The sequence below is a fragment of the Arthrobacter sp. Y3221087 genome, assembly GCF_059089905.1.
In genome coordinates this window covers 140,411-153,340 of record NZ_JBNHFE010000005.1, presented here as the reverse complement: position 1 = coordinate 153,340, position 12,930 = coordinate 140,411, and the positions used below count along the sequence as shown (strand labels likewise).

Genomic DNA, 12,930 nt, shown 5'->3' with positions numbered 1-12,930 from the left:
GATGCGGGGCACAAACGGTGTTGAATCTGAGGCATGGCTATTTTGAACCCGGTGATCCCGGGCGATCAACCACAGACCCCTTTCCACGACCTCGACCACTACCTGTCCATCCCCCGGGTTAGCGGGCTTACCCTGAGCTCCGACGGATCCCGCCTTGTCACAACCGTCAGCACCCTGAACGGGAAGGCACCGAGTTCGCCACTGCGCTGTGGGAGCTGGATCCGGCCGGCCACCGGCACGCCCGGCGCATCACCCGCAGCGCCAAGGGCGAGGCCGGCGCCGCCTTCGCCGCGAACGGGGACGTCTACTTCACCTCCGGGCGGCCCGACCCGGACAGCCCGGATGAGGATCCTGTCAATGCCCTCTGGCTGCTTCCTGCCGACGGCGGTGAAGCGCGGGTGGTCCTCAACCGGCCCGGCGGTGTCGCCGGGGTGTTGACGGCCAGGGACGCGGACGCCGCCTTCGTGACCGCCGAGGTCCTGGCCGGCTCCGCCGACGAGGAAGACGACGCCCGGCGCCGCAAAGCCCGCAAGGACAACAAGGTCTCGGCCATCCTGCACAGTGAATATCCCGTGAGGTTCTGGGATGCCGACCTTGGGCCCGGGCAGCCGCGGATCTTCGCCGTCGAACCGGGAGAGGACAGCGGGCCGGGCAAGCCGACTACGGTGGATGCGTCCGCACCGCTGGCCCTGCGGAACCTGACACCCGGCGCCGGGAACCGGCTGCGGGAGGCGGAGACGGTTGCCAGCCCGGACGGCAGGACAATCTACACGAGCATGACCAAGCCACTCGCCCGCGCGGACAGCCGGTCCGTCCTGGTGGCCGTGGACGTGGCGTCCGGCGGCATGACTGTGGTTCTGGATCATGAAGGCATGAGCTACTTTCCCGGCCCCGTCAGCCCCGACGGCAGGACGCTGGTGGTGGTCAGCGAGAGCGACTCCACGCCGCGCCGGGCGCCGAAGGTCAAGCTTCACCTGCTGGACGTCTCGAACCCCGCCGATGGGGCCGCGGACCTGCGGCCCTTGGCCCACGACTGGGACCGCTGGGCCAAGCCGGCTGCCTGGCTGCCGGACGGTTCAGCCATCCTGGCCACGGCAGACGACGACGGCGCGTCGCCCCTTTTCCGGATCAGCCTTCCGGCGTCTGCCGCTGAAGTGAGCGTCTCCCGGGTGACGCAGGACGCGGCGGCCTATACCGACGTCGTGGTTTCACCGGACGGGCGCGCTGCCTACGCGTTGCGCAGCTCCTATGCCTTTCCTCCCGAAGCGGTACGCATCGACCTGGCAACAGGGGAAACCACGCGGCTGCCGGCACCCGCGGAAAGGCCCGCGTGTCCGGGAAGCCTGCAGCGCATCGCGGCCACGGCCCGGGACGGGTCGCGGGTCCCCGCCTACCTTGCCCTGCCGGAGGAAGCCTCGGCCGGCAGCCCGGCCCCGCTGCTCCTCTGGATCCACGGCGGGCCGCTGGCATCGTGGAACGCGTGGACGTGGCGCTGGAACCCGTGGCTCCTAACCGCCCGCGGCTATGCGGTGCTGCTGCCGGACCCCGCCCTGTCCACCGGCTACGGCCAGGCCTACATCCAGCGGGGATGGGGCGCCTGGGGGAAAGCACCCTTTACTGATCTCATGGTCGTGACGGACGCCGCCGTCGAGCGGCCGGACATTGACGCCTCACGGACGGCTGCCATGGGCGGCTCCTTCGGCGGCTACATGGCCAACTGGGTGGCCGGCCAAACGGACAGGTTCGACGCCATCGTCACCCATGCCAGCCTGTGGGCCCTGGACCAGTTCGGCCCCACCACGGACGCCTCCCAGTACTGGCTGAAGGAAATGACGGAAGAGATGGCATTGGAGAACTCTCCGCACCTCCATGTAGAGAAAATCAGCACGCCCATGCTGGTCATCCACGGGGACAAGGACTACCGGGTGCCCATCGGGGAAGGCCTGAGGCTTTGGTACGAGCTGCTCTCCAAATCCCAGCTGGCCGCCGACGCCGACGGCCAGACCGCCCACCGGTTCCTGTATTTCCCTGATGAGAACCACTGGGTCCTCCAGCCGCAGCACGCCAAAGTCTGGTACCAGGTTGTGGAATCGTTCCTGGCCAAAAACGTCCTGGGCAAGGAGGTTGCGCTCCCGCCGGAGCTGGGACTTTAGCCACAGTGTGCCGCGCGTTCCTCTGGCCGGGGCGCGCGGCCGCCGGCGTCATTTGCCGCTTGCTGCTCCTTCGTCGCTTTGACGCAAGCTACACAAATGGCCCCGGCGCGCGCTTGTACTTCATGTCCCGTTGGCAACGCCCCGGGACACCTACGTCGTCGTGAGCATCTATTTACCGACGGGACGCTTTCGGCCGTATTTGACGTGGAAGTAGGCGTAGCAGGCCGCTACGAATGGGACTCCGAAGTAGAGGGCCGTGGCCTGGGTGGGGTCGAAGCCGATGCCGATCAGCGAGATCACACACAGCAGGAACGCGGTGATGGGCAGCAGCGGGAACAGCGGCGCCCTGTACCCGAGGTCAGCGTGCCGGCCTCCTGCGCGCAGGAATGCCCGGCGGTGGAAAAAGTGTGACGCCGTGATGGACATCCACACGCCCACTGTCGCGAAACCGGCAATGGACACCAGGACCAGGTACACCGTGGTGGGTGCCACCACGCTGCTGACCAGCGAGGCAAGGCCGCCCAGCATGCTGACGCACAGGGCGAGCATCGGGATGCCCCTCTTGGTTAGCCTGCCCAGCGCTTTCGGTGCATGTCCCTCGTCAGCGAGTGAGAAGAGCATGCGGGCGCAGGAGAACAGGCCGCAGTTGCCCGCCGACAGAAGCGCCGTGATGATGACGAAGTTCATGATGTCGGCGGCGTAGGGGATGCCCAGCTGCGAGAAGACGACGACGAAGGGGCTGACCTCGAGCGACGTCTCCTCGTACGGGACGGTGCAGGCGATCACGGTGATCGCGCCAACGAAGAAGATCAGGAGCCGGATCACGGTGGTCCGCATCGCCTTTGGGATGTTGACGGCGGGATTGGCTGTTTCTCCGGCGGCCACGCCAATAAGCTCCGACCCGGAAAAAGCGTAGAAGACCGCAAGCGTGGTTATCAATACGCCGGTAATTCCGTTGGGGAACAGGCCCTGGGGTGTGTTGAGGTTCTCGCCCAGCAACGGGTAGCCGTCCTCGGCCAGCGGATGGAAGCCGAGCAGAGCCGCGCCGCCCAGGACGATCAGTCCGATCACTGCGGCGACCTTGATCAGGGCAAACCAGAACTCAGATTCGCCAAAGACGCGGGAGGAAACGGCGTTCAACGTGAACAGGACGGCGGCGAAAACCAGGCACCAGACCCACACATCAACCTGCGGAAACCAGCGCTGCATCAACAACCCGGCGGCGGTGAACTCCGAGCCAAGCGCTACCGCCCAGCACAACCAGTAAAGCCACGCCGTAGCAAACCCGGTGGCCGGGCCGATGGCCCTGGCGGCGTAGATATGGAAGGCGCCGGACACCGGGTAGGCCACGGCCAGTTCACCCAGGCACGCCATCACCATGTAAACGACGGCGGCCCCGATGAGATAAGCGATAATCGCGCCGAGCGGGCCGGCCTGGGCGATGGTGTAGCCGGAGCTGAGGAAAAGCCCGGAGCCGATGACACCTCCCATCGCAATCATCACGAGGTGCCGGGCCTCCATGGAGCGCCGAAGTCCCCGCTGTCCTTCTTCCTCGGTAATGCTGTCTGACAGGGTTGGGGAGCCTAAAGCCATTTTTCCTCCGGGACGGGCGACGTTGCCCATAGGGTGACGGGGGTAACAGTCGAAACACTGCTGGGTGGCGCTTCACCTGCGCAAACGCAGCCGGCCCGCATCTTGGAAGTCTGCGGAGTCGCCCCGGTTTTGCGCGTCCGAGCATAAGCATTGCTGTTACTACCCCTGATTATGAAGCTCCTGATCTGTGGCTCTGGCGTGAGGGCAGGTTCCAGGCTGCGGGACTGACTTAGCGCCGCCCTTGAGCGCGGGCGAACTAGGATTGGCCTGTGACCGACTCCTTCCATATCCGCCCTGCCCGTACGAGTGATGTGTCCGCCATCAAGAAGCTGGTGGCGCCGCTGGCAGACCAGCGGATCCTGATGGCAAAGGAAACGGTGGCCTACTACGAAAGCCTCCAGGAGTTCAGGATCGCGGAGTCCAGCGAAGGCGAGGTCATCGGCTGCGGGGCGTTGCATGTCATGTGGGAGGACCTGGCTGAAGTGCGCACGCTGGCCGCCTCCGAGGACTGGCGCGGCAGGGGAGTGGGTCACGTGCTCGTGGAGAGCCTGCTCGACGAAGCCCGCGCCCTGGGCGTGGCCCGGGTCTTCTGCCTCACCTTTGAGGTGGACTTCTTCAAGCGGCACGGTTTCGAAGTCATGGCGGACCAGTCCGCCGTGGATCCCGAGGTCTACTCGGAGCTCCTGCGATCCCACGACGAGGGCGTCGCCGAGTTCCTGGACCTGGCGCGGGTCAAGCCCAACACCCTCGGTAACACCCGCATGATCCGCTTCCTTTAGGAGGCATGTCCCGGCCGTTTCCATACGGCCAAAACCGAACTGCAGCTCCTTGTCCGCGGGCTGGTTTATGCCCCCGGCGACGCTTCCTTTGAATCGGAAACCGCCGCCTTCAATCTGGCCACCCGGCATACGCCGGACCTGGTCCTGGCCGCAGTCGACGCCGACGACGTCGCGGCTGCGGTCAAGTGGGCTTCCGCCCGTGACATGTCCATTTCCGTGCAGTCCACCGGACATGGCGCCGCCAATGCCATCACCGGAGGGCTCCTGATCAGCATCCGCCACATGCTTGAGTTGTCCATCGACCCCGATGAGCACACGGCCCGAGTCGGTGCAGGCGTGCGCTGGCGCGATGTCCTCCGTGCTGCCGCCCCGTTCGGCCTCACGGGCCTGCACGGCTCCACCACCGACGTCGGGGTGGTGGGCTACACCCTCGGCGGCGGACTGCCGCTTCTGGGCCGAAAGTACGGCTTTGCGTCCGACCATGCCATCGCCTTCGACCTGGTCACCCCTGACGGCAGGCTGCGGCGCGTTGATGCCCGCAGCGAGCCGCGGCTGTTCTCGCTTCTCCGGGGCGGCAAGGGCAACTTCGGCATAGTGACCGCCATGGAGTTCACCCTATTCCCGGCCGGAGAACTTTCTGCGGGCGGCATTTTCTACGCTGGCGCCCACGCCAGGGAAGTCCTGGCCGGTTTCCGCGGCAGGACGCAGGGCCTGCCTCCGGAGGCGTCCGCCTCGCTGGCATTCCTGCGGTTGCCCGAGCTGGAAGAAGTGCCGGGCTTCCTGCGCGGACAGTTCGTCATGCACCTGCGGTTCGCGTGGCAGGGGATGAGGAAGAGGGAGCGGCCGTCCTTGCCAATGACCGCCGCTCGATGTACTGCCGCCCCCGGCCTTGGTTTTACTCGATTTGATGGATAAACTGAGCGGGCCGGGATGGGCGCCCGGCAAAGGGACAGTCATTGGGGGCTGTCCCTTTGCCGCATTCGCCTCCCACCAGCGGAAACCTACCGTTCCGGCGTGCCCCGGTAGTAGGGTCGAAAAGACACCCTTCAGCAGCACAGCCGGGAGCCGCCGTGAAGAAACTCATCAACGACCCCAAGTCTGTGGTTGACGAATCCGTCCAGGGCTTTGGCCTGGCCCACGCAGACCTTGTCGCGGTTAGCACGGATCCCACGTTCATCAGACGCCTGGACGCTCCGGTCAGCGGAAAAGTGGCCATCGTGTCCGGCGGGGGAAGCGGCCACGAGCCCCTGCATGCGGGGTTCGTGGGGAAAGGGATGCTCGACGCCGCCGTACCGGGAGCGGTGTTCACCTCGCCCACGCCGGACCAGATCCTGCCCGCAACCCTCGCTGTGGACTCGGGCGCCGGCGTCGTGCATATCGTAAAGAACTACACCGGGGACGTCCTCAACTTCGAGACGGCGGCGGAACTTGCGGAGGCGGAAGGCATCAGCATCCGCACCGTCCTGGTCAACGACGACGTTGCTGTTGAGGACTCCCTGTACACCGCAGGACGGCGCGGTGTGGGCGGGACTGTGCTGGTGGAAAAAATCGCCGGTGCGGCCGCCGAACGCGGCTACGGCCTGGACCCGGTGGCAGCGATAGCCTCGCGCGTCAATGCCAATGTCCGCAGCATGGGGGTTGCCCTCTCCGCCTGCACTGTCCCCCACGCCGGTACGCCCAGCTTCGACCTGGGCGAGGACGAGGTGGAAATCGGCATTGGAATCCATGGCGAGCCGGGCCGCCACCGCATCCCGCTGGAAAGCGCGGACGGCATTACGGACAGGCTGCTGGAACCAATCCTTTCGGACCTCGGTATCAGCGGGGGCGACAGGGTACTGCTCTTTGTCAACGGAATGGGCGGCACCCCGCTGAGTGAGCTGTACATCGTCTACCGCCGTGCCGCGCAGGTCCTCGCGGACAGGGGTGCCGGGGTTGAGCGCTCGCTGGTGGGCAACTACATCACGGCCCTGGAGATGCAGGGCTGTTCCATCTCCGTCCTCCGACTGGACGACGAACTGACGGAACTGTGGGATGCGCCCGTCCATACCGCAGCCCTCCGGTGGGGTGCGTAGCCGTGGTGCTGGACGTCAACTGGGCAGTGAAATGGCTGACCTTGTGCGCGCAGGCGATGGCCGAGCACCGGGTTGAGCTGATCGAACTGGACCGGGCGATCGGTGATTCCGATCATGGCGAGAACATGGACCGTGGCTTCCAGGCGGTCCTGGACAAGCTGGCGGAAGCACCGCCGGAGACTCCGGGTGCGGCGCTGAAGCTCGCGGCAATGACGCTCATGTCCAAGGTGGGCGGGGCCGCCGGACCGCTTTACGGCACCGCTTTCCTTAGGGCCGCCGGAGCCATGGGGGATGCCGCGGAAATCGATCCCGCCGGCTGGGCCGCGGCGGTCAGCGCCGCTCGGGACGGGATCGTGGTCCGCGGGAAGGCGGAGCCCGGGGACAAGACCATGGTGGATGCCTGGGCGCCCGCCGCCGAGGCCGCGAAGGCTGCCGCGGACACCGGCAGCCCGGACGTCCTGAGCGTGCTGGTCGCCGCCGCCGAGGCAGCCGAGGCCGGGGCCGTGGCTACTGATCCGCTGGTGGCGCGCAAGGGCCGCGCCAGTTACCTGGGTGAGCGGAGCGCGGGCCACCGTGACCCCGGGGCGGCATCCAGCGCGCTGATCCTCCGGGCTGCGGTGGGGGCTGCTGCGTGACGGTCAGCATTGTGGTGGTGTCCCATAGCGAAAAGATTGCCGACGGCGCGGCGGAGCTGGCCGCCCAGATGGCACCCGACGTGCTGGTTTTGACAGCCGGGGGCACCGCCGACGGCAGGATCGGCACCAGCCTGGAAAAAGTGCTTGCCGCCCTGGACAACGCCGCCGGAGGTGACGGTACCGTGATCCTCACGGATCTTGGTTCGGCGGTGATGACAGCGGAGTCCGCCCTGGAATTCGCCGAGGATCCGGCCGGCGTGCTGCTGGCCGATGCCCCGCTGGTGGAGGGCCTGGTGGCCGCGTCCGTGGCCGCGCAGGGCGGGGCGGACGTGCAGGCGGTGAAGCGTGCGGCGGAAGCTGTCCGTGGACCCTCGCAAAATTCCGGACCGCCGCCCCAGCGGGAGATCTTGGAGGGGTCTGTCACCGGGCAGGGCCCGGACTTCACCGGTGACTTCGAGCTCATCAACCAGGCAGGCATGCATGCCCGGCCCGCCGCAAAGATCGCCGGCGGGCTGTCCGCCCTGGACGCCGAAGTCACCGTCAACGGCGTAGACGGCGCATCCATGACGGCGCTCATGACGCTGGCAGCAGGCAAGGGATCCGTCCTGCATGTGGAGGCCCGCGGAGTGGATGCCGAACGGGCGGTGAACTACGTGGGCGGGCTGGTGCAGGCGGGCTTTGGCGAGCCGTAAGGCCCTTCCGGCCGAAATCCCTGCCACGCGGTGTGTTCCGAAAGGCTACACCTGCCCGTGCGAATAAGCTCGATGGCATGGAACGGCAGGATCCCGAAGGCAGCTACCCGGCAATCGAAGTGCTGGACGGGCAGACGTCAGTGGAGGAACTGCTCGCGGACCTGGGTTTCGAATGGCGCGTCGAGCCTTCGGATCGGGGAAGGGCAGGGGAGCCCTTCAGCCAGCCGGCGCTTTTCTAGTCACGGGGCACGCTACCTCAGCTGCGCTCGCGAAGGCCTGTCCCGTCCAAAATCACGGAGGCGGAAATGAATTTTCCGCACTGCACTCCGAACGGATAGTCGGCCTTCGGCCGGAACTCCAGGGTATGCACGGGCAGCGGTGCCCCGTCAGCCGCGTGGCCGGAGGACGTCACCGTCATCAATGCTTCCGTCAGGGTGTCCAGCATGAGCATCCCCACCTTGGTCCCGTCCGGGGAGGCAGTGGCCGAACAGACGCCTTCCGGAGTGCAGCCCTGGTCGATCGAGGCGCTGCCAGGCTGGAGTTCGACGTCGGCCTCCTTGCAGCTGCCGTCCTGGCAGGCTTTCACATGGAGGGCATCGACGTGGCGTGCGTAGTCCGCGGCGACCGTAACCGAGACCACCGTGGCCTGGGCTATTGCCGGGCACGCAACTGCGCCGGGTCCGCAGCCGGAGGCGAGCCCCGCCGTCGTCACCAAAACCAAAAGCAGTCCCTGCCTGCGCATACTTCAGGGTAGGACGGCGCGGGGCCGGATGGGCCCGGAGGCGGCGAGTAGTACCGGCATTGTTATGGCCCGGATGCTGCTGACACCCAAAAGGAGACTGAGGAAGGCGTCAGTCGAGCGGGAAGATGCCGATGAACCAGAACAGTGCCAGTGCAAAGACGGCGAAGAACGGGATAAGGCAGCCGAGCGTGGTCCGGGGCGCCGAGGAGACCTGCAAGGATTCATTGGGATTGTCCGGGTTGTAGGCCACTTCGATAAGGGATCCGGGCACGGGCTCCGCCGCCCGGGAAATCTCTGACTTGCCCATGTACAGCGTGCCGGAGGAATCGCTGAACTGGTAGGTGGGGAAGAACCGCCGGCTGCGGCTTGAGCCGCCCCCGCCGCTGGTCCAGCCGGGAACGCTGCCGGTAACAGTTGCCTGGGCCTTGGGCCAGCGTGCCATGAGCTGTTCCTGCCGACGGGTTTTCCGTGCGGCGTGGACCATGGCAAAGACAGCTGCGGCGACGAAGAGCGCCCAGACAACGTACAAGATGATTCGCAAGGCATCCCCCGGTTCCGGTCACCAGAAAGTATGCCATCCCGTGCATAGTTCGGCCGAGCGCCGCCGGCGGGCGTCAGGCAGGCAACCGGTATCCGCCGTCATGCAGTTCAGCCAGCCCGTCCGCCAGCAGCCCCGCCAGTGACCGCTCCAGCTGTTCCGGGGGCGGGTTCAGCCGGTGCAGCGCGGCCAGCGGCACGCCGATACCCTCCGGTGCGTAGCCCAGGTCCGCAGGGGCATGGTGGAACATCTCGGCCGGCACGGGCGCATCGGCCAGGCGCAGCACCGCCAACACGGCTCCCCGGACCTGGCGGTCGGTGCCGTGCCATGCCTGGCCCTTGGGAACATACGACGGCGGGGGCTCGCCGGCCGCGAGCCAGGCACAGGAGTCCTTCACCGGGCACACTGGACATTTGGGCACCCGGGCAGTGCAGACCAGGGCGCCCAGTTCCATGACTGCCGCGTTCCAGCGCACGGACGTGGCTTCGTCGTCGGGCAGGAGCGAGGCGGCCAGGCGCATCTCCGCAGCGGTCAGGGCGGGGGCAGGCAGCGCGGACCCCGTCACCAGGCGTGCGTGTACCCGGCGGATGTTGGTGTCCACCACGGTTTCGCGGCGGCCGTAGGCGAAAGCCGCGACGGCGGCGGCCGTGTAGCTTCCCACCCCGGGGAGTGCGAGCAGTTCCGGGTAGGTGTCCGGGACCTTGCCGGCATGCTCCCGGACTATTGCCGCGGCGGCGGCGTGCAGCCGCAGTGCACGGCGGGGATATCCGAGCCTGCCCCACGCGCGTACGGCTTCACCGGCCGGTTCGCCCGCCAGTCCGGCGGGATTGGGCCAGCGTTCAAGCCACTCGTGCCAGACAGGCAAAACCCGGACCACTGGCGTTTGCTGCAGCATGATTTCACTGACCAGGACGCCCCAGGGGGAGCAGGAGGGGCTGCGCCAGGGAAGGTCGCGTGCGGTTTCGGCGAACCAGCCGGTGATGCTGGCGTGAAGCTGCTGGAGCCCGCCCGCGGTGCCTGGCGCGGCGTCGGGGGCTGCTGGAGCGTAAGTCTTGGTGTCGATTCCAACACTGTAGTGGATGGGTTTTGCAGGCCCGAAACCGGATGTGACCGACAGCGTTGGCTGCCCGGCGGCGTGGTGGCGGGGCAGAACCCGGGCGGTTCCCTAGCCTAGAAGAATGGGCAAGCAGGGCACTACATCAGCACGCGGCAAGGCTTCGGCATCCGGATCCAGCAGCGTCCGGAAGCCCAGCCCTGCCGTGTACCGCCGGCGGCGGCTGGTGGTTGGCGGTGCGCTGCTGATGGTCCTGGCTCTCGTGGTGGGCGGGTTAGCCCTGGCGGGGGCCTTAGGTGGGGCTTCCGAGCAGGCCTCGTCCACGGATCCGGCAAGCGGTTCCGCTTCCGTCGCTCCCTCCGCCTCCCCGTCCGTGTCTGCGTCAGCCTCCGCCGCCCCCACGCCGACCGCCTCCGCAACGCCAACGTGCAACCAGAACCTCGTAACGGTCTCCGCGTCCACGGACAAGGCTGCCTACGGGCCCGACGAAAACCCGCTGCTGACCCTAAAGGTGACGAACGGGGGAGAGGTGCCGTGCCAGGTGAACATCGGAACCTCGCAGATGGAGTTCCTGGTGACCAGCGGCCCGGACAGGGTCTTCTCTTCCAGGGACTGCCAGGCGGCCAGCGAGGACCTGGTGAAGGTGATCGCTCCGGGAGCCAGCGAAACCGCCAACTTCCCATGGCCCCGGAACCGGAGCGTTGAGGGGTGCCAGGCGGTGGACGCCAAGCCCGGTGCCGGCGGGGCGTACTACATCTTCACCGCCAAGCTGGGTTCCAAGGCAAGCCCGAAAGCCGTCTTCCAGCTGAACTGACTTTCCGCGGGGTCTTTACAGGAAGCGGTCCAGCAGGCTGGCCTCTGCCATCCGGCTGAGGCCTTCCCGGACCGTGCGTGCGCGCTGGTCGCCGATGCCGTCGACGGTCATGAGGTCGTCAATGGTGGCCGCCATCAGGAACTGCAGCCCGCCGAAGTGGTCCACCAGGCGGTCGGCAACAGCCTTGGGAACCGCCTTCAGGCCGGACAACAGCCGGTAGCCGCGGGGCTGGACCACGGCGTCGAGGTTCGCCTCCCCGCCGGCGAACCCCACGATGCCCGAAATCTTGCCGAGGTCAATCAGTTCGGTGGGACCGAGATTAACCAGCGCGCTGACGGCCTTTTCGATGTCCTCGGGCGAGGCGTCCGGGCTGGCGTAGTCGCGGATGATGACGTCGCTGCCCGGGCCCCGGCCCACTGTCAGCTCATCGAGCTGGAGTGACAGGAGCCGGCCGTCTTCGCCCAGCTCCAGGACGTACTGGGAGATTTCCTCGGAGATCCGGCGGACCATTTCCTGCCGTTGCAGGGTAACCGCCACGTCCCTGACAGTTACCATCGCCTCAATCTCCAGAGCCGACAGCGAACTGGTCACCTGGTCAAGGCGGGACCGGTAGCGTTCAAGGGTTGCAAGGGCCTGGTTGGCGCGGGCCAGGACCTTCTCCGAGCCCTCGAGCACATGCCGCAGGCCGTTTACGTACAGCGCGATGATCTGCATGGACTGGCTGACGGAGATGACCGGGACTCCGGTCTGGATGGCAACACGTTCGGCGGTGCGGTGCCGGGTGCCGGACTCCTGGGTCTCAATGCTGGAATCGGGCACCAGCTGGACGGCCGCACGCAGGATGTTCCCGGCGTCCCGGTCACAGATGATGGCGCCGTCCATCTTGGCGAGCTCACGGAGCCGGGTGGGCGAAAACTCGATGCCAATATCGAATCCGCCGGAGCAAATGGAGTCGACCGTCCGGTCCGAGCCCAGGACGATCAGCGCGCCGGTCCGGCCGCGGAGGATGCGCTCCAGTCCGTCACGAAGGGGAGTTCCGGGTGCCACTCTGCCCAGAGTCGCCCTAAGTGATTCCTCGGGGCTCCGCGCCATAGATATTCCCTTCAAAGGTGCGGACCGCCGCCCGCAAGATGCCGGCTTTTTACACTTGCCGGCAGGATAAAAAGTGCTCATTTTCCCGCAAGCTCAATGATAGGGGCAAGAACTCCAACTTCCGCACGGGCAAGCCCCAAAGTGCCCCATTAAGGGGGTTCCTGAAAGTACCGCCGAACCGGCCTGTCCTGCAGCCCGGTGATGGCCACTTTGCCCCTGGTTAGCCCGGGACCCGGGGAAGCGCCTGGCCGCCAGGTCCCAGGGAAGTGATGGTCCTGGTGGTGCTGTCCCAGTGCCTGGCGGCGGTGCACTGGGCCTCCATTCGCAGCTCAAGCAGGTCCAGCGCCGTCGCTACGAGATGCCCGGGAACCTGGCGGGCGAGGGTGACATGCGGCGTCCAGGCATCTGGCCGGGTGAGCGGCAATGCGCCTGCCGCCCGATCATGGAGGGCCCGGTGCAGGTCAAGGAGTGCCGCCGTTACCACAACCGAGCGGGCAAGGACATACCTGCCGGCCCCCGAAGCGAAAACCTGGACTCCGGAGAACCCGATGCCCAGCGGCAGTCCCTGCCAGAGGTCATCGGCGTTGTCCGGCACCGTCAGGTCCTGGCCGGCGGCAAGGGTGATATGCGGGCTGTTGCTGGCGGACGTATGGCCCGCCTGGCTGGGAACGCCGGCAGCGGCGAGCCTTGCCCAGTCGGCCCTGATGAGGGAATCGGAAGAGGCGTCCAGGACCAGCTCGATGCTGCGCATGAACAAATCATGCCG

At 66.9% G+C, this 12,930-nt stretch carries 13 protein-coding genes and 1 pseudogene; 8 read left to right on the top strand and 6 right to left on the bottom strand.

Going from position 1 to position 12,930, the window contains the following annotated elements:
• Positions 1–33: 33 nt before the first annotated feature.
• Positions 34–2,153: pseudogene (locus AC5RUO_RS15810) on the top strand (S9 family peptidase).
• Positions 2,154–2,321: 168 nt separating this feature from the next.
• Here the strand turns inward: AC5RUO_RS15810 and AC5RUO_RS15805 are convergent.
• Positions 2,322–3,746 (bottom strand): amino acid permease, encoded by a 1,425-nt coding sequence (locus AC5RUO_RS15805; RefSeq protein WP_494011865.1) that lies wholly within the window; start codon positions 3,744–3,746, stop codon positions 2,322–2,324.
• A 269-nt stretch (positions 3,747–4,015) separates the two neighbouring features.
• Between AC5RUO_RS15805 and AC5RUO_RS15800 the strand changes: the two genes are divergently transcribed.
• The 6 genes from AC5RUO_RS15800 to AC5RUO_RS15775 all read left to right on the top strand — a co-directional run bounded on the left by AC5RUO_RS15800 (position 4,016) and on the right by AC5RUO_RS15775 (position 8,163).
• The gene (locus AC5RUO_RS15800) at positions 4,016–4,525 is read left to right on the top strand and encodes an amino-acid N-acetyltransferase (protein ID WP_494011864.1); all 510 of its coding nucleotides are present in this window, start codon (positions 4,016–4,018) and stop codon (positions 4,523–4,525) included.
• A gap of 39 nt (positions 4,526–4,564) precedes the next feature.
• A complete protein-coding gene (locus tag AC5RUO_RS15795) occupies positions 4,565–5,440 on the top strand; it encodes an FAD-binding oxidoreductase (RefSeq protein ID WP_494011921.1) in 876 nt (291 codons plus the stop codon).
• A gap of 155 nt (positions 5,441–5,595) precedes the next feature.
• Entirely contained in the window at positions 5,596–6,597 is a 1,002-nt protein-coding gene (gene dhaK, locus AC5RUO_RS15790; protein ID WP_494011863.1) for a dihydroxyacetone kinase subunit DhaK, read from the top strand.
• Between the two features lie 2 nt (positions 6,598–6,599).
• Positions 6,600–7,232, top strand: coding sequence for a dihydroxyacetone kinase subunit DhaL (gene dhaL / locus AC5RUO_RS15785; protein WP_494011920.1), 633 nt, complete (start codon positions 6,600–6,602; stop codon positions 7,230–7,232).
• Positions 7,229–7,924, top strand: a complete 696-nt coding sequence (gene dhaM / locus AC5RUO_RS15780; RefSeq protein WP_494011862.1) for a dihydroxyacetone kinase phosphoryl donor subunit DhaM — start codon at positions 7,229–7,231, stop codon at positions 7,922–7,924. Before dhaL ends, dhaM begins: the two co-directional genes overlap by 4 nt.
• A gap of 77 nt (positions 7,925–8,001) precedes the next feature.
• Positions 8,002–8,163 carry a hypothetical protein gene (locus AC5RUO_RS15775; protein WP_494104004.1) on the top strand — a complete coding sequence of 54 codons (162 nt, stop codon included), beginning with the start codon at positions 8,002–8,004 and terminating at the stop codon, positions 8,161–8,163.
• Between the two features lie 17 nt (positions 8,164–8,180).
• Here the strand turns inward: AC5RUO_RS15775 and AC5RUO_RS15770 are convergent, their stop codons facing one another.
• The 3 genes from AC5RUO_RS15770 to AC5RUO_RS15760 all read right to left on the bottom strand — a co-directional run bounded on the left by AC5RUO_RS15770 (position 8,181) and on the right by AC5RUO_RS15760 (position 10,099).
• The gene (locus AC5RUO_RS15770) at positions 8,181–8,666 is read right to left on the bottom strand and encodes a hypothetical protein (protein WP_494011860.1); all 486 of its coding nucleotides are present in this window, start codon (positions 8,664–8,666) and stop codon (positions 8,181–8,183) included.
• A gap of 109 nt (positions 8,667–8,775) precedes the next feature.
• Positions 8,776–9,207 carry a DUF3592 domain-containing protein gene (locus AC5RUO_RS15765; RefSeq protein ID WP_494011859.1) on the bottom strand — a complete coding sequence of 144 codons (432 nt, stop codon included), beginning with the start codon at positions 9,205–9,207 and terminating at the stop codon, positions 8,776–8,778.
• Positions 9,208–9,280: 73 nt separating this feature from the next.
• Entirely contained in the window at positions 9,281–10,099 is an 819-nt protein-coding gene (locus AC5RUO_RS15760; protein WP_494104003.1) for an A/G-specific adenine glycosylase, read from the bottom strand.
• Between the two features lie 283 nt (positions 10,100–10,382).
• Here AC5RUO_RS15760 and AC5RUO_RS15755 point away from each other — a divergent pair, with 283 nt between their 5' ends.
• Entirely contained in the window at positions 10,383–11,072 is a 690-nt protein-coding gene (locus tag AC5RUO_RS15755) for a hypothetical protein (protein WP_494011857.1), read from the top strand.
• A 15-nt stretch (positions 11,073–11,087) separates the two neighbouring features.
• Here the strand turns inward: AC5RUO_RS15755 and disA are convergent, their stop codons facing one another.
• Positions 11,088–12,164 carry a DNA integrity scanning diadenylate cyclase DisA gene (disA, locus tag AC5RUO_RS15750; RefSeq protein WP_009357808.1) on the bottom strand — a complete coding sequence of 359 codons (1,077 nt, stop codon included), beginning with the start codon at positions 12,162–12,164 and terminating at the stop codon, positions 11,088–11,090.
• Between the two features lie 220 nt (positions 12,165–12,384).
• Entirely contained in the window at positions 12,385–12,915 is a 531-nt protein-coding gene (locus tag AC5RUO_RS15745; RefSeq protein WP_494104002.1) for a 2'-5' RNA ligase family protein, read from the bottom strand.
• Positions 12,916–12,930 lie beyond the last annotated feature (15 nt).